The organism is Nocardia abscessus NBRC 100374 (genome assembly GCF_000308455.1).
Taxonomy (GTDB): Bacteria; Actinomycetota; Actinomycetes; order Mycobacteriales; family Mycobacteriaceae; genus Nocardia; species Nocardia abscessus.
Window position 1 is genome coordinate 1 of the sequence record NZ_BAFP01000092.1, and the last position, 25,348, is coordinate 25,348.

Annotated in this window: 22 protein-coding genes and 1 pseudogene; 12 read left to right on the forward strand and 11 right to left on the reverse strand. The window is 68.6% G+C overall.

The window, feature by feature from the left end:
* Both ON19_RS17710 and ON19_RS17715 read right to left on the reverse strand, forming a co-directional pair.
* A pseudogene (locus tag ON19_RS17710) lies at window positions 1-616 on the reverse strand (NlpC/P60 family protein); the annotation flags it as partial.
* A gap of 454 nt (window positions 617-1,070) precedes the next feature.
* Entirely contained in the window at window positions 1,071-1,664 is a 594-nt protein-coding gene (locus tag ON19_RS17715; RefSeq protein ID WP_051169012.1) for an Rv1476 family membrane protein, read from the reverse strand.
* A 287-nt stretch (window positions 1,665-1,951) separates the two neighbouring features.
* Here ON19_RS17715 and acnA point away from each other — a divergent pair, with 287 nt between their 5' ends.
* Window positions 1,952-4,771, forward strand: a complete 2,820-nt coding sequence (gene acnA, locus ON19_RS17720; RefSeq protein ID WP_043693572.1) for an aconitate hydratase AcnA — start codon at window positions 1,952-1,954, stop codon at window positions 4,769-4,771.
* Between the two features lie 310 nt (window positions 4,772-5,081).
* Window positions 5,082-5,648, forward strand: a complete 567-nt coding sequence (locus ON19_RS17725; RefSeq protein WP_039798681.1) for a TetR/AcrR family transcriptional regulator — start codon at window positions 5,082-5,084, stop codon at window positions 5,646-5,648.
* Window positions 5,649-5,663: 15 nt separating this feature from the next.
* On the opposite strand, the gene ON19_RS17730 is transcribed toward ON19_RS17725, so the two are convergent.
* The gene (locus ON19_RS17730; RefSeq protein WP_043693576.1) at window positions 5,664-6,458 is read right to left on the reverse strand and encodes a hypothetical protein; all 795 of its coding nucleotides are present in this window, start codon (window positions 6,456-6,458) and stop codon (window positions 5,664-5,666) included.
* A 161-nt stretch (window positions 6,459-6,619) separates the two neighbouring features.
* Window positions 6,620-7,126: a MarR family winged helix-turn-helix transcriptional regulator gene (locus ON19_RS17735; RefSeq protein WP_174377702.1), complete on the reverse strand. Its 507-nt coding sequence runs from the start codon at window positions 7,124-7,126 to the stop codon at window positions 6,620-6,622.
* A 70-nt stretch (window positions 7,127-7,196) separates the two neighbouring features.
* Between ON19_RS17735 and ON19_RS17740 the strand changes: the two genes are divergently transcribed.
* From ON19_RS17740 to ON19_RS17750, 3 genes are all read left to right on the forward strand, one after another.
* Window positions 7,197-7,700, forward strand: a complete 504-nt coding sequence (locus tag ON19_RS17740; RefSeq protein ID WP_043693914.1) for a cupin domain-containing protein — start codon at window positions 7,197-7,199, stop codon at window positions 7,698-7,700.
* Between the two features lie 401 nt (window positions 7,701-8,101).
* Entirely contained in the window at window positions 8,102-8,557 is a 456-nt protein-coding gene (locus tag ON19_RS17745) for a hypothetical protein (RefSeq protein WP_043693579.1), read from the forward strand.
* A 77-nt stretch (window positions 8,558-8,634) separates the two neighbouring features.
* Window positions 8,635-9,531, forward strand: coding sequence for an MvdC/MvdD family ATP grasp protein (locus ON19_RS17750; RefSeq protein WP_227954700.1), 897 nt, complete (start codon window positions 8,635-8,637; stop codon window positions 9,529-9,531).
* Here ON19_RS17750 and ON19_RS17755 read toward each other — a convergent pair.
* The 3 genes from ON19_RS17755 to ON19_RS17765 all read right to left on the reverse strand — a co-directional run bounded on the left by ON19_RS17755 (window position 9,525) and on the right by ON19_RS17765 (window position 12,121).
* The gene (locus tag ON19_RS17755) at window positions 9,525-10,097 is read right to left on the reverse strand and encodes a dihydrofolate reductase family protein (RefSeq protein ID WP_086006659.1); all 573 of its coding nucleotides are present in this window, start codon (window positions 10,095-10,097) and stop codon (window positions 9,525-9,527) included. The two genes, ON19_RS17750 and ON19_RS17755, sit on opposite strands and share 7 nt — an antisense overlap.
* Window positions 10,098-10,177: 80 nt before the next feature.
* Complete coding sequence (locus ON19_RS17760) at window positions 10,178-10,408, reverse strand: helix-turn-helix domain-containing protein (protein WP_043693584.1); 231 nt, start codon at window positions 10,406-10,408, stop codon at window positions 10,178-10,180.
* Window positions 10,409-10,489: 81 nt separating this feature from the next.
* On the reverse strand, window positions 10,490-12,121 hold the full coding sequence (locus ON19_RS17765) for an ABC-F family ATP-binding cassette domain-containing protein (RefSeq protein ID WP_043693920.1): 1,632 nt from the start codon (window positions 12,119-12,121) through the stop codon (window positions 10,490-10,492).
* Window positions 12,122-12,287: 166 nt separating this feature from the next.
* Between ON19_RS17765 and ON19_RS17770 the strand changes: the two genes are divergently transcribed.
* The gene (locus ON19_RS17770; protein WP_043693587.1) at window positions 12,288-13,052 is read left to right on the forward strand and encodes an SDR family oxidoreductase; all 765 of its coding nucleotides are present in this window, start codon (window positions 12,288-12,290) and stop codon (window positions 13,050-13,052) included.
* Window positions 13,053-13,094: 42 nt separating this feature from the next.
* Here ON19_RS17770 and ON19_RS17775 read toward each other — a convergent pair whose 3' ends face one another.
* Both ON19_RS17775 and ON19_RS17780 read right to left on the reverse strand, forming a co-directional pair.
* Window positions 13,095-13,880 (reverse strand): hypothetical protein, encoded by a 786-nt coding sequence (locus ON19_RS17775; RefSeq protein ID WP_043693590.1) that lies wholly within the window; start codon window positions 13,878-13,880, stop codon window positions 13,095-13,097.
* A gap of 100 nt (window positions 13,881-13,980) precedes the next feature.
* A complete protein-coding gene (locus ON19_RS17780) occupies window positions 13,981-16,191 on the reverse strand; it encodes an MMPL family transporter (protein ID WP_051169013.1) in 2,211 nt (736 codons plus the stop codon).
* A 465-nt stretch (window positions 16,192-16,656) separates the two neighbouring features.
* Here ON19_RS17780 and ON19_RS17785 point away from each other — a divergent pair, with 465 nt between their 5' ends.
* Together ON19_RS17785 and ku are read left to right on the forward strand one after the other, a co-directional pair.
* On the forward strand, window positions 16,657-17,769 hold the full coding sequence (locus tag ON19_RS17785) for a lycopene cyclase family protein (protein WP_043693925.1): 1,113 nt from the start codon (window positions 16,657-16,659) through the stop codon (window positions 17,767-17,769).
* Complete coding sequence (ku, locus tag ON19_RS17790; RefSeq protein WP_043693592.1) at window positions 17,766-18,749, forward strand: non-homologous end joining protein Ku; 984 nt, start codon at window positions 17,766-17,768, stop codon at window positions 18,747-18,749. The genes ON19_RS17785 and ku overlap by 4 nt, the downstream gene beginning before the upstream one ends.
* 37 nt (window positions 18,750-18,786) lie before the next feature.
* On the opposite strand, the gene ON19_RS17795 is transcribed toward ku, so the two are convergent.
* Both ON19_RS17795 and ON19_RS17800 read right to left on the reverse strand, forming a co-directional pair.
* Window positions 18,787-19,407 (reverse strand): hypothetical protein, encoded by a 621-nt coding sequence (locus ON19_RS17795; RefSeq protein WP_218006448.1) that lies wholly within the window; start codon window positions 19,405-19,407, stop codon window positions 18,787-18,789.
* Between the two features lie 150 nt (window positions 19,408-19,557).
* Window positions 19,558-20,886 carry an NAD(P)/FAD-dependent oxidoreductase gene (locus ON19_RS17800; protein WP_043693931.1) on the reverse strand — a complete coding sequence of 443 codons (1,329 nt, stop codon included), beginning with the start codon at window positions 20,884-20,886 and terminating at the stop codon, window positions 19,558-19,560.
* Window positions 20,887-21,078: 192 nt separating this feature from the next.
* Between ON19_RS17800 and ON19_RS17805 the strand changes: the two genes are divergently transcribed.
* The 4 genes from ON19_RS17805 to ON19_RS17820 all read left to right on the forward strand — a co-directional run bounded on the left by ON19_RS17805 (window position 21,079) and on the right by ON19_RS17820 (window position 25,266).
* Window positions 21,079-21,819: an SDR family oxidoreductase gene (locus ON19_RS17805; RefSeq protein WP_043693595.1), complete on the forward strand. Its 741-nt coding sequence runs from the start codon at window positions 21,079-21,081 to the stop codon at window positions 21,817-21,819.
* A gap of 97 nt (window positions 21,820-21,916) precedes the next feature.
* Entirely contained in the window at window positions 21,917-23,539 is a 1,623-nt protein-coding gene (locus tag ON19_RS17810) for a vWA domain-containing protein (protein ID WP_043693598.1), read from the forward strand.
* A gap of 9 nt (window positions 23,540-23,548) precedes the next feature.
* On the forward strand, window positions 23,549-24,136 hold the full coding sequence (locus ON19_RS17815; RefSeq protein ID WP_043693600.1) for a hypothetical protein: 588 nt from the start codon (window positions 23,549-23,551) through the stop codon (window positions 24,134-24,136).
* Window positions 24,133-25,266, forward strand: a complete 1,134-nt coding sequence (locus tag ON19_RS17820) for a hypothetical protein (RefSeq protein ID WP_043693603.1) — start codon at window positions 24,133-24,135, stop codon at window positions 25,264-25,266. Before ON19_RS17815 ends, ON19_RS17820 begins: the two co-directional genes overlap by 4 nt.
* The last annotated feature ends 82 nt before the right edge of the window (window positions 25,267-25,348 follow it).

A 25,348-nucleotide genomic window follows, 5' to 3' on the forward strand; every position in this document is an offset into this window, starting at 1 on the left:
CGGCGGCCGCGTCGGCGTCCGACTTCGCCCGCCGGGCGCTGGAGTTCTTGTTGCCCTGGTCGATCTGCGCGCGCCGCAGGCCGTCCAGCACCTGCTGGCGATTCTTGGAGACCAGGTCCAGCAGCTGCGCCCGATCCAGCGCGACCGCCGGGGTGGCCGCCGCGAGGTAGGTGACCATCGAGTCGGAGCCGGGCCGGGTATAGACCTGGGTGGCGAACTGGTCGAAGTTGCGCCGCGCCTGGCCGACCTGTTCCGCGGCGCCGGCCAAGGCGAGCTGGGTGTCGACCACCACGGCGGCGGCCGCGTCCGCGGCGTCGCGTGCGTTCTGCAGGTCGACCAGCGCCTTGTTGACGTCTTCACGGCGCTGCGCGACCACGTCGTCGAGCTGCCGCAGCTGGTGGTCGACCGCGGCGACCTGGTTGATCAGGGTGCCGACCTCGGCGACACCGGCGTCGACCTGTGCGCCCGCCTGGGCGATCTGGCCGTCGCTGGGATTTGGCGGAGCAGGTGGCACGGCGGCAACCGGCCCGGTCGTGACCACTACAGCGACCGAGATCAGCAATCCCACAGCGATCGATAGTCGGCGCCGGTAGGTCAGCGCGCCGTTGTTGCGCATCACACCTCCAAGGACCGGATTCCGCTAATCCTCGAGGGCATCAGGCGAACCATGACGCACCGTGGTCGACAGATGGCCTCTGAAAACACTTATTCCCCATCAGGGACCATTCGAACCGTAAGACACTTCCGTCACCGACGAAACAACATTCACGCAACTATGCGCCCGCGAATCTTGATTGCTCAAAGTTTGCTATTCGCCGCAGACGATTCAGTGAGCTACAGCAGACCAACCGTTCGGAAAATTAGCTGCCTGGAAACCAGTAGCCCGATTGCCCCCCAGAATCGGGCAGGGGCAGCCTTCACATCGAGCGAAGGTCACGGCGGACTCGCACAGATCGACAGAGGTAGCCGCCTCGGCAGTTCCCGACAGCCGTGGTCGATCGAGGCGAAGGGCAACCCGGCGAGGATCGAGTCGGCCTCAGCCGATCACGTCGAGGCGCGCTGCGCCGAACTCAGCTGGTACGTGCGTCGGGCGACTCGCCCTCCGCCGCCCGCCGATCGCTCGCGACTCGCACCGGCGCGGCCTCGTTCGCCGCTCGCCGGGCCTTGACCCAGTACAGTCCCGCGATGGCCACCGCCGTCCCGGCCAGCAGCGTGCTGGTGATCGCGGTCCACGACACCGGCTCCGGCGCCTCCAGGCGGGCGGCGAAGATGCTCGCGGCCTCCCCGCTCTTGCCCTGCTTGCCCTTCGCGGCGTCCTCGGCCCATTCCAGCCGCACCCGGCTGATCGAATCGCTGTAGGTGCCGATCCAGTCGTCGCTGAAGACGACGACGGTGCCGTGCTGCGTCTTGCCCACCTCGGTGGCCAGGTCCCGTAGGCTCGAGTCGTGTCCTGGATTGCCGGGGACGACCACGATGCTCAGCGGGATTCCCTGCGCTCGCGCCTCCGCGGCGACGGCGGCCAACTCGGGCTCGTCCTTGCCGGTCAGCGTCGCGACGTGATCATCGGCCAGGTCGGCGGTGAGCGAGCGAACGGTGTCGGCGCTGACATTGGGCGGCAGTTCGGCGGCCATAGGGGCGAAAACCGAGTTGTGCGGGGCGGTCATCTTCCATCCGGTCTGTCGAGCCGCATCGGCAACCGAAGCGACGGGCATCCAACACTGCAGGGTCGAGCGAGGTCCCCCTTGCTGGCTCGAAAGCACAGTACGCGACGGAGTGTCGCATCACGCGGGCGCGGCACGCCGAACCGCCCCCTGGTATTTCACAGGACAAGCGTACTGTTAAGGTCATAGGCGCGAGGAACCTGCGCCCCAGCGGCGCCGGAGCACCTCCGAAGACTCGGTCGCCGGCACAGCCCCGCCGACGGCCGCCCGCACAGACGAGTGGAGCTGACGTGACGACAAGTATCGATACTTTCGGCGCCAAGGGCACCCTCGAGGTGGGAAGCAACTCCTACGAGATCTTCCGCCTCTCCGCCGTGCCCGGCACCGAAAAACTCCCCTACGCACTGAAGGTCCTCGCGGAGAATCTCCTCCGCACCGAGGACGGCGCCAACATCACCGCCGATCATATTCGCGCCATCGCGAAATGGGACCCGTCGGCGCAGCCGAACACCGAGATCCAGTTCACCCCCGCCCGCGTGATCATGCAGGACTTCACCGGCGTGCCGTGCATCGTCGACCTGGCCACCATGCGCGAGGCCGTGGCCACCCTGGGCGGCGACCCGGACAAGGTGAACCCGCTCGCCCCCGCCGAGATGGTCATCGACCACTCCGTCATCATCGACGTCTTCGGCCGCGCGGACGCGTTCGAGCGCAATGTCGACATCGAGTACCAGCGCAACGGTGAGCGCTACCAGTTCCTGCGCTGGGGCCAGACCGCGTTCGATGACTTCAAGGTCGTCCCGCCGAGCACCGGCATCGTGCACCAGGTCAACATCGAGCACCTGGCCCGCGTCGTCATGGTTCGCAACGGCCAGGCCTACCCCGACACCTGCGTCGGCACCGACTCGCACACCACCATGGTCAACGGTCTCGGCGTCCTCGGCTGGGGCGTCGGCGGCATCGAGGCCGAGGCGGCCATGCTGGGCCAGCCCGTCTCGATGCTGATCCCGCGCGTGGTCGGCTTCAAGCTGACCGGCGAGATCAACCCGGGCGTGACCGCGACCGACGTGGTGCTCACCGTCACCGACATGCTGCGCAAGCACGGCGTGGTCGGCAAGTTCGTCGAGTTCTACGGCAAGGGCGTGGCCGAGGTGCCGCTGGCCAACCGCGCCACCCTGGGCAACATGAGCCCCGAATTCGGTTCCACCGCCGCGATCTTCCCGATCGACGACGTGACCGTCGAATACCTGCGCCTGACCGGCCGTTCCGACGAGCAGGTCGCGCTGGTCGAGGCGTACGCCAAGGAGCAGGGCCTCTGGCACGATGCCGACTCCGAGCCCGCCTACTCCGAGTACCTCGAGCTGGACCTGAGCACCGTGGTCCCGTCCATCGCGGGCCCGAAGCGGCCGCAGGACCGGATCCTGTTGTCGGAGTCCAAGGTCTCGTTCCGCAAGGACATCCACAACTACACCAGCGACGCGGAGAGCGGCCCCGCCGCCCACACCCCGCACAGCAAGCTGGACGAGGCCGTCGAGGAGTCCTTCCCGGCGAGCGACCCTGCCGTGCTGTCCTTCGCCGACGACGGCGCCGAGTCGCTGGTGTCGGCCGCCAACGGCGCCGAGGGCCGTCCGTCCAAGCCGGTGGCGGTGCGCACCGAGGAGTACGGCGACTTCGTGCTCGACCACGGCGCCGTCGTGGTCGCCTCGATCACCTCCTGCACCAACACCTCCAACCCGTCGGTCATGATCGGCGCGGCCCTGCTGGCCCGCAACGCGGTGGAGAAGGGCCTGGCCCGCAAGCCGTGGGTGAAGACCTCCATGGCGCCGGGCTCGCAGGTCGTCAACGGCTACTACGAGAAGGCCGGCCTGTGGCCGTACCTGGACAAGCTGGGCTTCAACCTGGTCGCGTTCGGGTGCGCCACCTGCATCGGCAACACCGGCCCGCTGCCGGAGGAGATCTCGAAGGCGGTCAACGACAACGACCTCACCGTCACCGCGGTGCTGTCGGGCAACCGCAACTTCGAAGGCCGCATCTCCCCCGACGTGAAGATGAACTACCTGGCCTCCCCGCCGCTGGTCATCGCCTACGCGCTCGCGGGAACCATGGACTTCGACTTCGAGAACGACCCGCTGGGTACGGACACCGAGGGCAACGACGTCTTCCTGAAGGACATCTGGCCCGCGCCGCAGGAGATCCAGGACACCATCGACCGGGTCATCAGCCGCGACATGTTCCTCGAGGACTACAAGGACGTCTTCCGGGGCGACGAGCGCTGGCGTGGCCTGCCCACGCCGGAGGGCAAGACCTTCGAGTGGGATCCGCAGTCCACCTACGTGCGCAAGCCTCCGTACTTCGAGGGCATGCCGCAGACGCCGGAGGCGGTCACCGACATCAAGGGCGCCCGGGTACTCGCACTGCTCGGCGACTCGGTCACCACCGACCACATCTCCCCGGCGGGCAACATCAAGCCGGGCACCCCGGCCGCCCAGTACCTGGAGGCCAACGGTGTCGAGCGCAAGGACTACAACTCCTACGGCTCGCGTCGCGGCAACCACGAGGTGATGATCCGCGGCACCTTCGCCAACATCCGGCTGCGCAACCAGCTGCTCGACGACGTCTCGGGTGGCTACACCCGCGACTTCACCCAGGACGGCGGTCCGCAGGCGTTCATCTACGACGCGTCGCAGAACTACCAGGCCGCGGGCATCCCGCTGGTCGTGCTCGGCGGCAAGGAGTACGGCTCGGGATCCTCGCGTGACTGGGCCGCCAAGGGCACCAGCCTGCTGGGCGTGCGGGCCGTCATCACCGAGTCGTTCGAGCGCATCCACCGCTCCAACCTCATCGGCATGGGCGTCATCCCGCTGCAGTTCCCGGCGGGCGAGTCGGCCGCGTCGCTGAAGCTGGACGGCACCGAGACCTTCGACATCGAGGGCATCACCCAGCTGAACGAGGGTGTCACCCCGAAGACCCTGAAGGTCACCGCGACCAAGGAGAACGGTGACAAGATCACCTTCGACGCGGTCGTGCGGATCGACACTCCCGGTGAGGCCGACTACTACCGCAACGGCGGCATCCTGCAGTACGTGCTGCGCAACATGATCAGGGCCTGATTGCGCCGCCTTCGGCGGCGCGTGTTCGCGCCCCTGAAGTCTCGTGTTCGCGCGCCCGAGACTCGCGCCTGCGGCGCATGCGCTTCGGGCACGCGAACACGAGACGGGCGCGAACGTCGCTCGTAAGACTCACTCCCGGCGGAGTCGCGATCGCGCAAGCGGCCGCATCTCCGCGAGCACCTGGGTTGTCAGTCCCAGCACGCCGTCATCGCGGTCGCTCGGATCACTGCTCGTATCGCTCGTACTGTGAGAACCCCCGCATCGGTGGACCGTCGATGCGGGGGTCCGTGTTTCCCCACTGGAGGATTCCGTGCCCAAGGTCAGTGACGATCACCTCGCCGCCCGGCGCAGCCAGATTCTGGACGGGGCACGCCGTTGCTTCGCCGAGTACGGCTACGACGGCGCCACCGTGCGTCGCCTGGAGGAAGAGATCGGGCTATCCAGGGGCGCCATCTTCCACCACTTCCGCGACAAGGACGCACTGTTCCTCGCCCTCGCCCAGGAGGACGCCGAACGCATGGCCGACGTCGCGGCCAACCAGGGCATCGTGCAGGTGATGCGCGACATGCTCGCCCACCCGGAGCAGTTCAACTGGCTCGGAACGCGATTGGAGATCGCGCGGCGGCTGCGCACCGATCCCGAATTCCGCGCAGGCTGGACCCAGCGTTCGGCCGAGCTCACCGCGGCCACCCTGGCCCGCCTGGAACGGCGCAAGGCCGCGGGCGCGCTGCGTGACGACGTGCCCACCGACGTCCTGCTCGGCTACCTCGATCTCGTCCTCGACGGACTGATCGCCCGGATCGCTTCCGGGCACACCAACGAGAACCTCTCGGCCGTATTGGATCTCGTCGAAGCTTCGGTTCGTCGCAAGCAGTGAGCGCTCCCCCGCCTCTCAGAACGTCGTATTGATGTACTCCGCGGCGTGCGTTGTCCACGGGACGTTCGTCCCCGGCATGTGCTGGTGGTTGTAGAGGACGTGCTGGCCGTAGGGCCAGGGGGTGAGGTAGCCGACGACGCCGCGGACCGCCGCGGTGTAGCGGTCGAGATTGCCGATCGGGTCGCGCAGCAGAATCTCGAGCAGTTCGGCGAAGATCAGCGGCGCGATGTCTCCGATGCGAGCCCCTTCGACGAACGAGAACGGCGAGATACCCACGTTGATGATGCGCAGCGGGGAATTCGACGGGGACGCGGTGATGATGTCACCGGGATTGGCGTACTCGCGCACCGCCACCGAGGCCGGCCACGCGCCCCGCTGCCCGTGCAGGCCGAAGGTGTTCGCCGGGCAGAGATTTCCGACCGACTGCCCGGCCCGGCGCAAGGGATTGGCGATGCCGACCACGAAAGCGATCTCCAACGGTGTGCCGTCGACGTTCTTGTACTTTCCCGACTGGACGCCCTCCAGGATCCGGCTGGCGCAGATGCCGCCGAGCGAATAGCTCAGCAGCCCGCAGACGTTCGGCGAGTCCTGGATCGCCTGCACGCCCGCGGCGATGCCGCGCCGCACCGAGGTCTCCAGCGAAGGCCCCCATGCCTCCGGCACGGGGCCCACCGAAGCGGGCCAATCCGGTTCGAAGCAGCTGAACTTGCCGGTGTCGAGTAGTTTCGTGACGTCGTGCAGCATGCCCGCGGGCGTTCCGTCGGAGTTGCGCGGCTCGCCGGTGCCGCGGAAAGTGATGATGTCGATCATCGTGTCCTCCTTGCCCCAACCGCACCGACCCCTTCGGCACGCAATCTCAAGGTAGACCTGGGCGCCGCTGCTGACACGAGTATCGGGCTACCTCATCGCGGCACGAGTTCTCCCACGTAGAGCGCGATTCGGCGGATCGGCGGCTGCGCGAGCTATCGCCGCTACGCGTCCGGTTCCATGCTGCTCAGCAGAATTCGCGCGATTCGGTCCAGTTCTGTCCGTTCCGCTACGGTGAGCACGGACAGCATCCGGGTCTCGTTCGCGACGTGCTCGGTGACCACCCGGTCCACCAGTTCCCGCCCTGCCTCGGTGAGGGCCACGCGTACCGCTCTGCGGTCCTGCGCGTCCGCGACCCGCCGCACCAGCCCCGCCGACTCCAGCCGATCCAGTCGTCCGGTCATGCCCGCCCGGGAGAGCATCAGCGTGTCGGCCAGCACCGACGGGTTGAGTTCGCACGGCTCGCCCGAACGGCGCAGCGCGGCAAGCACATCGAATTCGCCACGCTGCAGGCCGTGCTTACCGAACACCGCCTCGATCTCGCGCTGCGCCACCAGCCACAGCCTGCTCAGGCGGCCGATCACGCCCATCGCCTCGAGGTCGAGGTCCGGCCGTTCGCGCCCCCACTGCGCCACGATCGCGTCGACGGCGTCCGTTTTTCGCTCGGTCATGGACAGGATTCTATTCGCCGGGATATAGTTCGGTGGCGAATTATTAGTCACCGAACTAATGGAGATCGAGATGACCCTCCCCACCCCGCGCAAGGACGTCGCGGTCCGGCAGCCGCAGGACGCGGAGATCCTGCGCACGACGGCGGTCACCCTGCGCCTGCTGATCGACGCCGAAGAGGCGGGCGGCGGGCTCAGCACGCTCGAGGTCACCATGGATCGCGGAGCGGACGGCGCGGCGCCGCACTATCACACGCGTTCGGACGAGCTGTTCTATGTCGCCGACGGCGAATTGCAACTGCTGGCCGGTGACCGGATCGTCACCGTCGGCGCGGGCGGTTCGATCGTGGTGCCGAAGTTCATGCCGCACGCCTTCGGCGCCGCGCCGGACAGCACGGCACGGATCCTGATCGCGCTCACTCCCGGCGTGCAGCGGTTCGAGTACTTCCGGCTGCTGGAACGGATGGCCGCGGGCGAATCCACGATGGCCGATCTCGCCGCCGCGCAAGACGAGTTCGACAACCACTTCATCGATGCCCCCGCCTGGTGGGCGGAGCGCAACGCGAACCGCAGCTGAGCTCGCCGGACTCCCGGATTTGTTGGGAGCAACGGAATTCGAGCACAGAGATGACGAAGCACCGCGCATGCGGGCGGAAGAAATACGATGCCGCGCGCGGAAGCGGTCGTCTCCGAGCCCCGGTCCGCACCACCGCCGCGGTGCGCGAAAGTACAGATGCACAGCCGCCAATATCGGGCTATGGGCACCGACGCGCAGCGCGTCGGAATAGCTCGATGATTGCGCCGTACGCGTTTCCAGACTACCGGAAATCTTTCGGCCCTCGGCGCTTGTCGATCGGAATTCGGTTTGCCGCAGGCCGGGAAATCTCGCGATCCGAGCCGACGCGGACCCTTGTCGCGATATGATCGCTCACACGCTTGGGGGTCGTGGCAAATCGTGAGCAGATCGGAGAAAAGGCTATGACCGACGCAATCCGCCTTCCCGGGACGACGCCGAAAGGTGACCGCGTTCCCCCGCTCCAGGGTCTGCTGGTCGCGGAATCGGACCGCGAGATCAGCGTGCGCGTCGCCGAGGGAACGTGGACGTTCTGTCGGTCGGATGTCCTACGCGTGGTCGATTCCGCAGTGCCGCAGTCCGATCAGGACGGCCGACCGGTGCTCGTGGACATCCGCGCGGGCGCCACCGCCGACTTCACCCGCAGGCTGCGCATCGATCTGATCGATCGGCCGATGACCATTCCGGAGTCGCCGTCGGAGGCGCTCGGCGACGACCAGCTGCGGCAGCTGACCGAAATCTGGGCCGACCGCCTGCAACTCGTCGACATCCCCGGCGCGAGCGGGGCGACGTTCACCTACTGTCAGACCAGGTCGATCGACGGCAGCGACGACGGCATCAACTGCGACAGCCTCGACTGAGCGGCAGGCGGATGGCCGCACGCCGGCGGAGTTCGGTTCTGATCGTTTCCGAATCCGATGATCTACACGCCACCGCGATGGCGGCGACGTTACGAGAACACCACGGGATCGGCCCGATCCAACTCGACCTGCGTGATTTCCCCCGCGAATCCGGCAGCTTCCGATTGGACCGGCTCGGCACCGCGCGCTCGCTGTCGCACCTGATCGGCCTCGACGACGTCCGGTCGGTGTGGTGGCGGCGCCCGCATCCGGCGCGGGTGCCCGCGGGTGTCCGTGCCTCGGACAACGATTTTCGCCAGGCCGAGTGCGATGGATTCATCCAGGGCCTGCTCTGGTCCATTCCCGCCTACTGGGTCAACGACCCCGGGGCGGACCGCACCGCGGGACGCAAGATCGTGCAACTCGAGACGGCGCTGCGGGCCGGGTTCGCGGTGCCGGAGACGTTGATCACCAACGACCCGGACGAGGCGCGCAGCTTCGTCGAATCCCGGCCCGGCCCGGTCGTTTACAAACGCACCGGTACCAGCCGGGCGGAGTTCGCCGAGACCAGGATCATCTCGAAAGACGATTTCGGCAGGCTGGCCGCGATCCGCTCGGCGCCGACCACCTTCCAGGACTACGTCGACGCCGTCTGCGACCTGCGGGTGGTGTGGGTGGACGGCGTCGAATGGACCGTGCGCATCGACTCGCAGGCCGGCGTGGGCAAGGTCGACTCACGCCTGGACACCTCGGTCGATTTCACGCCCGACCACCTGCCCGCCGCGGTGAGCAAGTCCCTGGCCACCCTGATGGGCGCGCTCGGGTTGTCCTTCGGTGTACTCGACATACGGCTGGGCCGCGACGGCGAGTACTACTTTCTCGAGGTCAATCCGCAGGGCCAATTCGCCTACCTCGAGGTCAAGACCGGTCTGCCGATCTTTCGCAGTCTGGCCAACCTGCTGGTGGACGGTGACGGCACGGTGGCGGGCTACTGAGCCCGGCGATAGGTCTGCAACAGCACGCCCGAGGCACGGAACGCCACGCTGTCCACCAGCCGCAGCCGCCGCGGCGCGATGCCCTCGAACAGCGGGCGGCCCCCGCCGAGCAGCACCGGAAACACCAGCAGCCGAAGCTCATCCACCGCGTCCAGACGCAGGAATTCCTGCGCGGTGCGGACACCGGCGAACACCACCACCGGCTTGCCGGAGCCGTTCTTCAGCTCCGCGATGTCGGCGGGCAGGTCCGCGCCGATCCGGCGCGCGGGCTGCCACGGCAGCTCCAGGTCCGGCCGGTGCGACAGCACGAGTTTCGGCAGCGCGTTGACCAGCGGCGCGAGCATCGCGTCCCCGGGCGTCGCCGGATTTCGTTGCGCGTCGGGCCAATACTTCGCGAGCAGCTCGTAGGAGGTGCGCCCGAAGATCTGGGCATCGACGCCGCCGAGCAGCTCGGCGAGGTAGGCGTCCAGTTCGGGGTCGTCGACTTCGATCCAGTCGAGCGCTCCGTCCGGGCCGGCCGCGTAGCCGTCCAGTGTCACCATGATCTGCAACAGCACGTTGCGCACCGCGAGGTTCCTTCCGTCGACAATGTGTCCCTATTGTGTCGACGGTCCTCGCGGCGCGAAGTCATCGCGCCGTCACGGCGTTATTGCACCTTGCGGCGATTGGCTCCACCCCGGCTGCGGAGCTGCACATGCGACTCCACCAGGACGTTGTGGATGAATCCGTAGGAGCGGCCGGTGGACCGCGCCAGGGACCGGATGCTCGCACCCGCCTCGTACTGTTTCTTCAGCTGGGTTTGTAGGCGGTCGCGTGACTTCCCGGTGACGCGTGTGCCCTTACCCAATGGGGCCTTGCTCTGTGGCCTGTCGCTCATGGCTTCCTCCGAGTCGCCGAGCAGCGTCTTTCCAGGCTAAGCACTCAGCTGGCCATGATCAACGGGTTCGTGTGATGAAACTCACGCAAGCTGAATAAGTTCCAGATATTCGGCCGACCAATGGTCTTCTGTCCCGTCCGGAAGCAGGATCACGCGTTCCGGAGACAACGCCTCCGCTGCGCCCGGATCGTGCGTTACCAGCACCACGGCGCCTGCGTAGGTGCGCAGGGCGTCCAGCACCTGTTCTCGCGACACCGGGTCGAGGTTGTTCGTCGGCTCGTCGAGCAGCAGTACGTTCGCCGCCGAAGAGACCAGTCCGGCCAGCGCCAGACGGGTCTTCTCACCGCCGGACAGGGTGCCCGCGGGCTGGTCGAGCTGCGGACCGGAGAACATGAACGCGCCGAGCAGGCCGCGCAGATCCTGCTCGCCCGCGTCCGGCGCGGCATGGCGGATGTTCTCCCACACGGTGGCGTTGTCGTCCAGGGTGTCGTGCTCCTGGGCGAAGTAGCCGACCTTCAGGCCGTGCCCGGGCACCAACCCGCCCGCCGTCGGCTGCTCGACACCCGCCAGCAGGCGCAGCAGCGTCGTCTTACCCGCGCCGTTGAGTCCGAGCACCACCACCCGGCTGCCCCGGTCGATCGCGAGGTCGACGCCGGTGAAGATCTCCAGCGAGCCGTAGACCTTGGTCAGGTTCTCGGCCATCAGCGGCGTCTTGCCGCAGGCCGCGGGCTCCGGGAACTTGATCCGGGCGACCTTGTCGGCGACGCGCACGTCGTCGAGCTCGGCCAGCAGGCGATCGGCGCGCTTGGCCATGTTCTGCGCCGCAGTCGCTTTCGTGGCCTTGGCGCCGAGCTTGGCCGCCTGGGCGCGCAGCGCGCTCGCCTTCTTCTCGGCGTTCGCGCGTTCGCGGCGCCTGCGCTGCTCGTCGGTGGCGCGCGCGTCCAGGTACTTCTTCCAGCCCATGTTGTAGACGTCGGCCTCGCCGCGCACGGCGTCCAGGAACCACACCTTGTTCACCACGTCGGCGAGCAGTTCCACGTCGTGACTGATCACGATCAGGCCACCGTCGTGGTTCTGCAGGAAACCGCGCAGCCAGGTGATCGAGTCGGCGTCGAGGTGGTTGGTCGGCTCGTCCAGCAGCAGGACCGTGTCCGAGCGCCCGCCGCTGCCGTCGGAAGCCGCGAACAGGATGCGCGCCAATTCGATTCGGCGGCGCTGACCACCGGACAGGGTGCGCAACGCCTGGCCAAGCACGCGGTCGGGCAGACCGAGGCTGTGGCAGATGCGCGCCGCCTCGCTCTCGGCGACGTAGCCGCCGAGCGCCGAGAACCGTTCCTCGAGCCGGCCGTACTTGCGGACCGCCTTCTCGCGCTCGCTGTCGTCGGCGACCTCCGCCATCAGCGCCTGCTGCTTTTCCATCTCACGGATCAGCGTGTCCAGGCCGCGCGCGGACAGCACCCGGTCGCGGGCCAGCACGTCGAGATTGCCCTCGCGCGGGTCCTGGGGCAGGTAACCGATGTCGCTGGAGCGAAGAATCTTCCCGGCGTACGGCTCACCCTCACCGGCCAGGATCCGCAACGTGGTGGTCTTGCCCGCACCGTTGCGCCCGACCAGCCCGATCCGGTCGCCCGCCTGTACCCGCAGCGCCGGTCCGGGAGCGGACAGCAGGGTGCGGACTCCGGCCCGGACCTCCAGGTCGGTCGCGGTGATCACAAATTTCTCCTCGCGGATCGTGGTGCTGGACGCGTGCTCGATTGTGCGACCCGACGCGCACAAGAACCACCGATTTTACCGGGAGGAACGGTCCTCCCCCATTCCAGCACCCCGCATGTGACGGCGGTAACGGCTCGCGCGATCAGCTGCGCTACCGTGCGATGCCATGAGTACCGATCTATTGGGCAAGAGCGCTCTGGTCACGGGGGCCAGCCGGGGCATCGGCAAGGCGGTCGCGGCGGAGCTGCTCGGCCGCGGCGCGAACGTGCTGATCACCGCGCGGAAGAAGGATCCGCTGGAGGAAGCCGCCGCCGAGCTGCGCGGGCTGGGGCACCAGGGCCAGGTGGTCGCCCTGGCGGGCAACTCCGGTGTCGCCGAGGATCGGGCGGCCGCGGTCGAGCGCGCGGTGGCGGAGTTCGGTTCGCTGGACGTGCTGATCAACAACACCGGCATCAACCCGGTCTTCGGCTCCCTGATGGACGCCGATCTGGACGCGGTCCGCAAGATCTTCGATGTGAACGTGGTCGCGGCTCTCGGCTACATCCAGGAGGCCTATCGGGCGTGGATGCGCGACCACGGCGGCGCCGTGGTCAACGTGGCCAGCGTGGCGGGCATCCGCTCGACCGGCGTGATCGCCGCGTACGGTGCGTCCAAGTCCGCGCTGATCCACCTCACCGGTGAGCTCGCCTGGCAGCTCGGGCCGAAGATCCGGGTGAACGCGGTCGCGCCGGGCGTGATCAAGACGAAGTTCGCCGACGCGCTGTACTCGACCGACGAGGAGCGCGCCGCGAGCGTGTACCCGATGAAGCGGCTGGGCACGCCGGAGGATGTGGCGCGGCTGATCGGCTTCCTGGTCTCCGACGAGGCGGCGTGGATCACCGGCGAGACGGTGCGGGTGGACGGCGGACTGCTGTCCACCGGCGGGATCTGACCCGCGCCCGACGGCCGTCCGCGCCCGGACGAGCGACCTGCGCTAGCGGAACGCCAGCGCGCCGAGAGTGTCGGCGTGCCGGTAGCGCAGGTATTTCTCGGCCGTCGGCGCGTCGACGGCATCGGTGGCGGTCGCGAAGGTGATCACCACGAATTCCTTCTCGCTGCCGTCCTTCCATTTGCCGGTCGCGTGGCCCTTGATGTACGTGCCGGGACGCAGTTTCAGGTCCGCGTCGGTGAACCGGTCCTTCGCCGCGGCCGCCCGGCCCGGGTCGGTCATGCCCAGGACGAACTGGGTGAGCATCAGCGCGCCGCCCTCGGCGCGGTACACCAGCTCCGCCGCGTAGACGCAGCCGAGACCGGTGAGCTTGCTTGCCACCTCGATCGGGTCGCAATCGGCGTGATCACGCCCGTCGACCCAGTCGGCGTGCAGTTGCACGCGATCGAACCGGAAGTCCCAGTCCTTCGCGTATTCGGTGTAGCTCAGCCTGCCCGACGCAGGGCGGACAGGTCGCGTGCTGGTGACGCCGCTCGCGCGGGTGGTCGCTTCGGCCGACGTGGCCGCGGCTTGGGCGTGCCCGTGCTCGCGCGGATACACCGCGACGCCCACGGCAACCGCTACGAGCACGGCGACGACACCGGCCACCAGTCCGACGACGACGCCCGTTCGCGACTTGGGCGGCGGCGGCAGCGGCGGCGGCTCCCACGCCGCCATCGGGTACGCGCTCGGCGGACCCATCCGCCCCCAGTCCGACTGGTACCGCGCCTCGTCCGATTTCCCGTGATCCTCTCGGCCGCCGCCGAATCCGGAACCGGATGGATAGGTCATCGCGGTCGCCCTCCACATCTCCCGACAGCCGTCCCACCCCGTGTGGGCCTCCCCGGACTGCCCGGCCGACCCTACCCGATCGACCCGGCCGGGACGCGGCTCACAGCCGCGCGGGCTGGAGCCAGTCCTCGCGGCCTGCGACCGCCGGGGCGGCGGGCTCCTCTTCGATGCCGAACCGCCGGTGCAGTGCGCGCAGCGGGCCGGGCGCGTACCAGTTCCAATGGCCGAGCAGTTCCATCGCCGCCGGCAGCAGGAAGCCGCGCACCAGGGTGGCGTCCACCAGGACGGCGAGCGGAAGCCCGATCCCGAACGCCTTCATGAAGGTGATGTCGGAGGCGAGGAAACCGAGGAAGACCAGCGAGATCAGCACCGCCGCCGCGGTGACGATCCGGCCGATCCGTTCCAGCCCGGAGGTGACGGCCAGCGCGTTGGACCTGGTGCGCTGGTACTCCTCCCGGATCCTCGCCAGCAGGAACACCTGGTAATCCATGGCGAGGCCGAACGCCACGCCGAACAGCATGACCGGAACCGTCGGCGGCAGGTCTCCGGTGACGGTGAAGCCGAGCAGGCCGGACAGGTGCCCGTCCTGGAAGATCCAGACCAGCGCGCCGAAGGTCGCGGTGAGGCTCAGGAAGCTGAGCACGACCGCCAGCAGCGGCAGCACGACGCTCCCGGTGAGCAGGAACAGGACCACGAGCATGATCAGCACGACGAAGCCCAGCGCGTACGGCAGTGCCGCGACCACCGCGCCGATCGCATCCGCGTTGGCCGCGGCAACGCCGCCGACCAGCACCGGTGACGCGGTGGGCGTCGCGCGCACGTCGCGCGCGATCCGGTCCAGCACGCCGGGATCGGTGGTGTCCGGGACCACCGCGAGATAGGCGGCGTTCTCGGCGCGGAAGCGGTCGTTGGCCGTGGTGGGCGCGACGAGCAGACCACCGTGGCTGTAACTGCCGGTGGCGGTGTCGACCCGGCTGACGTTCTCGATCTCCGACAGCTCCCGGGCGTAGGCGTCCAACCCCGCTGCGCTGTAGGCGCTTTCGGGCAGCACCGCGAACAGCCCGTTCTGCTCGGTGGCGGCGAAGTCACGCTGGATGGTCTCGGTGACCTGCCGGTTGTTCATCGATTCCGGCAGCGAACGTTCGTCGGGGAAGCCGAGTTTCACTCCGAGGAACGGCGTGCCCAGTACGAGCAGCAGGGCGGTGACCGCGAGCCCGATCGGCACCGGCCGCATCATCACGAACCGGGCCAGGCGATGCCAGGCTCCCTCGCCGGGCGCGGGGCGGGCGGCGCGCAGGAACCACCACAACTGTCCGCTGTCGATCTTGGTGCCGAGCAGGTACAGGATCGCGGGCAGCACCGTCAGCGATACCGTCGCGGCGATCACGGCGACGGCCAGACCGGCGTATCCCATCGACCGCACGGCCAGCAGTGGGAAGAACAGCAGTCCCGACAGGGCTACAGCAACGGTGACGGCGGAGAACACGACGGTCCGGCCCGCCGAGCGCATGGTGGCGGCCACCGCGGCCCCTGGTTGCTGCCCGGCGACCAGTTCGTCGCGGTAGCGACTGATGATCAGCAGGCTGTAGTCGATAGCCAGGCCGAGTCCGAGCAAGGTCGCGACGTTGGTCGCGGTCGCCGCGAGATCGGTGACGCTCGCGATCAGCCAGAGCGCACCCATCGTGATCATCACCGTGATCATCGCGACCACCAGCGGCAGGCTGGCCGCGACCAACCCGCCGAACACCAGCAGCAGTGCGATCAGCGTGATCGGGAAAGCGATGGATTCGCCCAGTACGACGTCTTTTTCGCTCTGCTGCACCGTCTCGTGCAGCAGCATCGCGTAACCGCCCACCCGCACTTCGAGCGGACCGTGGGTGCCGCCGAACTTGTCGGCGAGATCACCCACCCGCTTGTCGACCTCGGCCTCCTCGCCGAGGATGCTGGCCACGATCAGTCCCTTGGTGCCGTCGGTGCTGCGCAGCGCGGGCGATCTGTCGGTCCAGTACGAGGTGACGCCCGCGACGCCGGATACCGACTTCAGCTCGGTGACCAGGTTCGTCGCCGCGGTGGCCGCCGCGTCGTCGTCCACCGACCGGCGAGTCTGCACCAGCAGCACGAAATTCGGGGTGGCCTGGCCGAAGGTGTCCCGCAGCACGGCGGTCGCCCGGCTCGATTCGCTGCCGGGGTCGATGTACCCGCCGCCCTGCACTTTGTCGAACAGCGTCGCGCTCAGCGTGCCCATCGCCAGTGCGAGGACCACGAACACGGCCAGGATCCATCGGCTGCGCCGCCTGGTCAGTTCGAACACTGCGTCTACCCCTAACTCGTTCCGGTCGCGCCGCTTTCGTCCGGCTCCGGCGGACTCCGGTCGGCACCGTGCCCGGCGCGCCATCCTCGGCACGCCGGTACGCCGACACCTGACACTCGGCACCGGGGCCGGATGCGCGCGCCGACGCCCCGGCATCCTAGCAACGTGCGAGAAACTCCGGTGAGCGCGAACACATTCCGTCCACCCCGCCGAGTCGCGGCCATCGGCTGCCGTGCTGCGGCGTCACCCGGTTCTCGGCACCGCGAGGGCCCGCGCACGCTCCCACACGCGGCAACGATCGCCGCGCCGGTATTCGCGAAGAGTTCATGTCGGCCGGACCCATGTCGCCGGGTGGACACCCCTGCCGGACATGTCGACGCGGCGCGTGCGCTGCCCTCGGGCGGCCGAATGAGAGGCTCGGACCATGCACCGAATCGCACCGCCCCGGATCCGGACGGCCGCGGCGTGAAGCCGGACCTCGTCGTCTGCGGTCTCGGCCCGGCCGGACGCGCCCTCGCGCACCGCGCGGCGGTGCACGGACTCACGGTGACCGTGGTGGACCCGGCGCCGGAGCGCAGGTGGACGGCCACCTACGCGGCGTGGGCCGACGAACTGCCGGATTGGCTGCCGCCGGAGGTCGTCGCGGCGACGGTACCCCGGCCGATGGCCTGGGGAACGCGCGCGCACCGGGTGGACCGTCCCTATGTCGTGCTCGACAACGCGCGACTGCAGATCGCGCTGCGGTTTCCGGATGCGCAGGTCGTCTCGGATCGCGCGGTCGACATCAGTCCCGAGCGCGTGCGGCTGGCGTCCGGCGCGACGGTCACCGGCGGTCGAGTGGTCGACGCGCGCGGACTCACCCGCGCCCCGGCACGGGCCGAGCAGACCGCCTACGGGGTGATCGTGGCGGCAAGCCGCTGCGCGGGCCTCGACCCGCTGTTCATGGACTGGCGTTCCGACAACGGCGCCCCCTCCGACGCGCCGCCCTCGTTCCTCTACGCCGTCCCGCTCGACGCCGAGCGGATGCTGCTCGAGGAGACCTGCCTGGCCGGTCGCCCCGCCCTGGCCGGGGCACAGCTGCGGACGCGCTTGCGGCACCGGCTCCGCGCCAGGGGCATCGAGCTCACGGGAGCCGAGCCCGTCGAGCACGTCCGGTTTCCCGTGCAGGGTGGCCGGCCGGGGCCGCACCGATTCGGCGCGGCGGGCGGGTTCCTGCACCCGGCGACCGGGTACAGCGTGGGCGCCGCGCTGGCCTCGGCCGACGCGGTGGCGGCGGGGCAGGACGTGTGGCCCGCCGGGGCGCGCGTGGTCCACCACTTGCGCAGCGCCGGGCTGCGGGCACTGCTGGCCTTGCGGCCCGAGGACATCCCGCTGTTCTTCGACACGTTCTTCACACTGTCCCCGGCGGCGCAGCGAGCGTATCTGTCGGGCCGCGCCGACCTCGGCGGCACCATCGCGGCGATGAGCTCACTCTTCGAGGCCCTGCCCGGGCGGCTGCGTCGGCGCGTCGCGGCCGCGACACTCGGGATCCCGGTTCGCTCGCGAGGTCGGTGGGGTTCGGCCATGATGGGTCTATGAGATCGATCTGGAAGGGCTCGATCGCATTCGGGCTGGTGAACGTCCCGGTGAAGGTATACACCGCCACCGAGGACCACGACATCCGGTTCCATCAGGTGCACGCCAAGGATGGAGGCCGGATCAAATACGACCGTGTCTGCACCGTATGCGGTCAATCCGTCCAGTACACCGACATCGACAAGGCCTACGAGTCCCCCGACGGGGACAAGATCGTGCTCAGTGACGAGGACTTCGCGAAACTGCCCGTTGCCGAGAAGCACGAGATCCCGGTTCTGCAGTTCGTGCCGTCCGATCAGATCGATCCGGTCCTGTTCGAGAAGAGCTACTACTTGGAACCGGACTCCAGCACGCCCAAGGCCTATGTCCTGCTGGCACGAACGCTGGAAGAGATCGAACGCACCGCCCTGGTGTATTTCACGCTGCGGCAGAAGACCAGGCTGGCGGCGCTGCGCGTGCGCGAGGGCATTCTGGTACTGCAGACGCTGCTGTGGCCGGACGAGGTTCGTTCCGTCGAATTCGAATCCCTGGACGGTGTCGCCGAGCCCCGGTCGCAGGAGATCAAGATGGCGGAGACGCTCGTCGAGGCCATGTCCGACGACTTCGATCCGGACCAGTTCACCGACGAGTACCAGATCGAACTCAAACGCCTGCTCGACGAGGCGATCGCCAGCGGCACCGGCAAGGTGCCCGAGCAGCCGGAGCCCGTGCCGAGCGGGATGGACGCCGAGGTGGTCGACCTGGTCGCCGCGCTGCAACGCAGCCTGGAGGCCAGCGGACGCCGGACGGCTGGCGGGGACGGCGCCGCGGCCGAGCCGAAGAAGACGGCGAAGAAGGCCGCGGCCAAGAGCGGCGCCGCCAAGAGCACGGCGTCGAAGAGCACCGAGAAGAGCACCGCGTCGAAGAGCGCTTCGAAGAGCGCGGCGAAGAAAGCGCCTGCGAAGAAAGCAGCCAAGAAGACCGCGGCCCGTAAGGGCGCCTGAATCCCTGCCAGGGCACGGCAGGGTGTTCGAGGGCGGGTCAGCCTTGTGCGGCGCGTTCCCGGCCCGCCTCGAAGAACTCCAGCAGCGCCGCGACGGTGTTCACCGCGTCGCGTGGCCGCAGCGCGCCGAACGGCGCGTTCCAGAACTCGCCGGTGCGCGGGGTCCACGGCCCCACATACGCGTACGGGCCGAGATGCGTGTCGTCTCCCGGCGAAACCCCGTAGTTCACCTCATCGATCGTGCCGGCCAGATCGAAATGCTCCGGCCACAGCACGGGCGTGACGTCGGGTGCCAGACAGCGCAATGCCTTGTCCCCCATCGCGAACCATCTCTCGATCAGCCCGGCCGCCGAGGGGTCCACCTCGATCGCCGCATCGAGGTCGACTCCCGTGGTGCCCGGGTACGCCCCTTCCGGCGGCCCCGGCTCGAAACCCGCGGCCCGGGCGACCTCTCGATATGTGCCCTCCAGCCGGACCCGGCCCTCCGGCCACACCAGCTCCTCCCCGACCACCGACACCGGCCACCGCACACCCCCGAAACCCCCGCGCACGGCGCGCAGCCGGATGGTGCCGAACTCTCGGTACTGCGGCCCAGCGATCAACAATTCCGCGACCGCGTGCAAGCCCACCCGCGATTGCCGGTACGTCACCTCGTCCACACCCGCATCATCTCCGTTGCCCTCGGCCTCGCGCACGCGTTTCGCCGGAGAAGACGGCGGTACCGGAGACAGTCGGCGCGCGCGGTCGCGTGGCACGGAAGTTCGGCGGAGATCGTTCGGAGAGGAGCACTTCGGCCTCCGGAAGCGAACTCAGTCCGGCGCGGGAATGCCCTCGCTGACGCCGAAGCTCGCCTCCTCGTGGCTGACGAGTCCGAGCAGGGCGAGGGGCCGGGGTGTGACCGCGATGGTCAGGTAGGAGACCGTTATCGCCCACCGGTTGACCGCTCGTGGCACGGCGAAGGTGTGGTAGGCGCGGGTCACCGCCTTGGCGGGCAGGCCGGACAGGCGGATGCCCATCGGGTTCGCGACCGCGAAGCCGGGGCCGAGGTCGACCACCAGACCCAGGTCGCGGTGCTTGTACCGGGTGGCCGTGCCGATACCGAGGCTGGCGGCGACGTTCCTGGCCAGCGTCTTGCCCTGCCGGGACGCATGCTGCGCCGTGGGCGGGGTGATCCGGCCCGGCTTGGCGAGATCCGGTACGGCTGCCGCGTCACCGCCCGCGAAGGCGTCCGGATGACCGGGCACGCCCAACTGAGCGTCCACGATCAGACGGCCCTTCTCCAGCGGCAGGCCGAGCGTGCCGAGGACGGGCGCTCCGGTCACCCCGGTCACCCAGGCGACCGTGTGGGTCGGCACGACCGTGCCGTCGGTCAGTTCGACCTGGTTGTCGGTCAGTTTCGTGAGCGAGGTCTCCAGCCGGATCTCGATGCCGCGCTGCCGCAGGACCTTCAGCACTTTGTCACTGAGCCGCTCCCCGACCTCCGGCATCACCCTGGGCGCCGTGTCGAGCAGGAGGAAACGCACCTCGGCGGGGTCGAACCCGCGGCGGGCGGCGTAGGCGTCGGCGAGGGCGCGCAACTGCGCGACGAGCTCGGTACCCGCGTAGGACGCGCCGACGACGACCACGGTGCGGCGAGCCCGCCGCACCTCGGGGTCCTCTTCGTCGTCGGCGAGTTCGAGCTGGCGCAGCAACTGTTCGCGCAGGTACAGCGCCTCGGCGACGGTCTTGAGCCCTCGCGCGTGCTCGGCCAAGCCCGGTATGTCGAACAGCCGGGTGACCGACCCAGGCGTGAGCACCAGCCGATCCCACGACAACTGCCGCGGCGGCTGGTGCTCACCGGCCACCGTGACGGTCTTGTTCCGCAGGTCGACCGATCGAACGGTCGCGACCACGAGCCGCACCCGCGGCAGCGAATCGGCCAGCGAAATCGCGACGAACCGAGGGTCGATCAGCCCGCCCGCGACGTCCGGCAGCAGCGGCGTATAGAGCATGTAGTCGTTGGGGGTGACGAGCACGACCTCGACGTCCCGATCCGCCCGTGCCACGATGCGGCAGAGCTTCTGGGCGCAGGTGAACCCGGCGAACCCGCTACCGATGATGACGACCCGCTGCGGGCCCGCAGTGTTCTCCTCCGGCACGGAGGCCTCCTTCACGTCGACTCCCCGTCGCGATTCCCGCCCCGGCGGGTTCGAAACCGCGAAATGGGCCGTCCCGGGCCGGGACCCGGCCGAGCGGCGGGTGCTCGGAATTCGCTCCGGTCCCGTAACGATCTTGGTTTACTGGTCACCGAAATTCGCCCTGTACGACGCACCGCGCGAAAGGGGAAGACCATGAAGCTCACAGTCATCGGCGGTACCGGACGGATCGGCTCGCAGGTGGTCCAGAAGCTCACCGCGGCCGGACACTCGGCCGTCCCGGCGGCGCCGTCCACCGGTGTCGACCTCGTCACGGGCGTGGGCCTGGACCAGGCGCTCGACGGCGCGGACGTGGTGATCGACCTGGCGAACTCGCCGACCTTCGACGAGGCGTCGCTCGAGTTCTTCCGCACCTCCATGCAGAACTTGCTCGCCGCAGGTGAGGCTGCCGGTGTGCGGCACCAGGTCGTCCTTTCGATCGTGGGGGTGGACCAGGTGCCCCAGCTGGACTACTACCGGGCCAAGGCCCTCCAGGAAGATTTGCTCCGGCAGGGCCCGACGCCGTACTCCATCGTGCGCGCCACCCAGTTCTTCGAGTTCATGGACGCGGTCCTGTCCTGGACCGCCGACGGCGACACCGTGCGCCTGCCCGCCACCCGGCTCCAGCCGATGGCCGCCGCGGACGTGGTCGACGCGGTGGTCGAGGTCTCCACCGGCACACCGCTGGGCGGCATCCGCAATGTCGCGGGCCCGGACGTCTTCGCGCTGGACGAACTCGGCAGGATCACGCTGGCCGCGCGGCAAGACAGCCGAACCGTGGTCACCGACGACACCGCTGGCATGTTCGCGGCGGTCACCGGCGATGTGCTGATCGCGGGTCCGGACGCACACCTGGCGTCCACGCACTACCTGGACTGGCTGCGGAAAGCCGACTGAGCCGGATCGATGAGGATTCGCTAGGACGTCACCGGCTATTCACCACTTCCCCCGTCACCGCCGCTTACGATCGCGTCATCGAGGGGAAGGTGGCGAATTGCCGTATCGCCGCACGAGAGTGCTTGTCGCAGCTCTCATCACACTGTGTGCACTGCTGACGGGTTGCGGGGAGGATCGCGGGCCGGGCCCGGTCCGCGAGTACAGCCCGGACGCGAATGTGCTGAACATCGTGGCGGGCTCCGAGCACGCCGCGGTCTTCCGGCAGGTGGTGCAGCCGTGGTGCCGGGAGCAGAAGCTGACCTGCACCATGACCGAACTCGGGTCGGTGGATCAGGCTCGTCTGCTGGACGCGGGCGACGCGCCCTACGACGGATTCTGGTTCGCCAGCAGCGTCTTCCAGCAGTTGGGCGATACCGGGCACCGCCTGCAGCAGGCGCAGCCCATGTTCAGTACGCCTCTGGTGTTCGCCGGTCCTCGCAGCGAGCTGGAGACTCTGGGATTCACCGGGCGCGACGTCGGTATCGAGGAGATTCTGGCGGCCGCCGAGGCGAAGAAGACGACGGTGTGGATGACCAATCCGACCCAGTCCAATTCCGGCGCCACTGTTCTGCTGGCCTTCCTCAACTACTTCGCGGGCAACGGCCCCGGTGTGCCGCTCACCCGCGCACAGCTCGATTCCGAGCAGGTGCGCACCGGGATCACCCGCTTCACCAGGGCCTTCGCCAGGACGCCGCCGTCCACCGGACTGCTCATGGACGAGTGCCTGGCCGCGCCGCAGCAGTGCAAGACCATGTTCACCTACGAGAATCTGGTGATCGAACGCAACCAGGAACTGGTACGCGCGGGCAAGGAACCACTGCACGTCATCTACCCCAAAGGCGTACTGGCGATTTCGGATGCCCCCTTGGGCTTCCTACCGCACGGCGACAATGCGGAGAAACTCGGCAACTTCCGCAAGCTGCAGGACTTCTTGCTCTCGGCCGATACCCAGCAGCGGCTGGTCCGGCTCGGGCGACGGCCGATCACCAGTATCGGGCTGTCCCTGCCCGACGCACCTCGGGAAGTCTTCGATCCCGCCTGGGGAATTCGCACGACGCTCACCGAGCAGCCGATCACGTATCCGGCCGCCCCGGTCATCGACGCCGCCCTGGAGAACTACCAGACCGTCTATCGCACGCCCACCGACCTGGTGTACTGCATCGACTCCTCCGGCAGCATGGCCGACAACGGCGGCTGGGCCGGGGTGCAGCGAGCCGCCGATCTGCTGTTCGATCCGGCGCAGTCCAAGAAATACCTGCTGCAAACCGGTCCTCGGGACCGCACCGCGGTGCTGCTGTTCAACGGCACCGCCACCTCCACGCAGTGGACCAGCGGCAATGCGGCATCGGATCTCCGATCCCTGCGCGACAGCATTCGCGCGCGGAGCCCGGGCGGCAATACCGGCATCTATCGCTGCCTGAGCAGCGCGGCGAAGCAGTTCACCGGCCCGGCCGACCCGGATCGCAAACGACTGGTCGTCCTCATGACCGACGGCGCGGACACCGAGGGCGGCAACGGCCTCGACGACATCGCGCGCACCGCAGTCCCGGTGGTGGTCATCGGATTCGGCTCCGCCGTAGAGGAAGACAACCTCCGGAAGATCGCCGAGCGCACCGGTGGGTCGTATCTCACCACGGACGATATGGTCGCGGCGCTGCGCCAGGCCACCGGCTACCGGTAGGAGGCGCCGGTGCCGGGTAATGCCGCCCTGATCGCGGCGCTGGTCGTGCTCGTCCCCACCTTCCTCGCGCTCTATGCCGTGATCGGCTCACCGGTCGGCGCGGCGCTGGTGGCGATCGGCGCGGCCGTGCTCACCGCCCTTACCGGACAGTGGGTCTCCGTCCGCATCCAGCGCCGTCGACTGGTGCGACGAGTATCGGAGACCAACCAGCGGGTGGCGACTCTGGCCGCGCGGGTCGGCGACACCGGGACCCGGGCCTCGCTGCTGCGGGCTTGCGACATCGTTCCGCGCCTGCTGAATCGCACCGAAACCGTCGATCCCGCAAGCGTTCCCATGACCGCGCGCAAGCTGCTCGACTATCTGGTGAGTGTGGAGTCGGCGCTGCGGCGATATGTGGAGATCCAGGACCACCGGTCGTCCTACCGCGATGCCGAGGCGCTGCTGTCGCGTAGCCGCCGCGTACTCGCCGGATTCGAGACCTTCGCCGCGCACGGCGCCGACCAGGTCGGCGACGCGAACCTCGAGTCCTTCTTCCGGGACCTGGCACACCTGGAACTCATGAATCCCCCGCAGCTTCCCCCGAGCGAGGAGCTATGAACAGATCCCGCCTCCCCGTCGTCCTCGCGATCGTGGTCGCCGTCATCGCCATCGCCGTGGGCGTCGTGGTGATCCGCGGGGCGAACGACGCCCCGGTCGCGGCCCGACAGCTCACCTGCCTCGGCGGCTCCGAGAAATCCGCGCTCATAGCCGACGCCGAGGTCCGCGCCATCCTGCGGGACGATTACGGACTCGAGGTGCGCTTCGACAAACGCGGCTCCTACGACCTGGTGCAGATACCCACCGACCAGCTGCGCGAGCAGAAGATCGACTGCTTGTGGCCGTCGTCGGCGAGTGCCCGCAGCGTCTTCGAAGAGTCGCACCGTACCGGCGACTTCCCGGACTACCGCGCCGAGTCGGTGCTGGAGACACCGGAGGTGATCTACGCCGGTGCGGCCGCCACCGACGCGCTCGTCCGCGCCGGCATCGTGGCGCTGCGGGACAACTCCTACTACATCGTCGACTTCAAGCGCCTGCTGCTGGAGTACGTGCTGCCCAAGCAGAAGTGGGAGTCGCTGGGAGCGCACGACCTGGCCGGTCCCATTCGCATCACCAGCACCGACCCGAAGTCCTCGAACTCCGGATTCACCCTGCTGCAACTGGAATTGACGGTCATCGCCTCCAACGACGTCTTCCAGCCGCCCACCGTCGCCGAGGCCAGATCCGGATTGCCTGCCGTGCGCGACCTCTACGACGCGCAGGGTCTACAGTCCGACAGCTCCGACGGCGGTTTCCGGGAATGGCTCATCCAAGGAGCGGCCACGCTGTACGCCGGGTACGAGAGCCAGATCCTGCGCCAACTGGGCGACTACCGGGACAACCGGCCCGCCACCGAGGCGCTGCTGGCGAACGCCCGGCTGCTGTATCCGGATCCGACCATCTTCAACAGCAATCCGATCCTCACCCTCACCGCCCCCGCTCATCAGCTGGTCGCGGCGCTCCAGGATCCGAAGATCCAGCAGATCGCCTGGAAACGCTATGGTTTCCGCTCCGCCACCCAGCTCGGCGCGGCGCACACCGCCGATTTCGCGCCGATCCCGCTGGCCACCCAACCGCGCTCCACAACACCCCCGCGGGCCGATATCACCCAGTTGCTGCTCGCCTGCGTCCGCGACGGCAAGTGCTCCTGAGCAGGAGGGCGGGCACCTTTTCCGGATCAGGGCCTGGGGTTCCGTGAGCGTCGCTCCGGAATAGCCCAGGGGTGTGCTCACA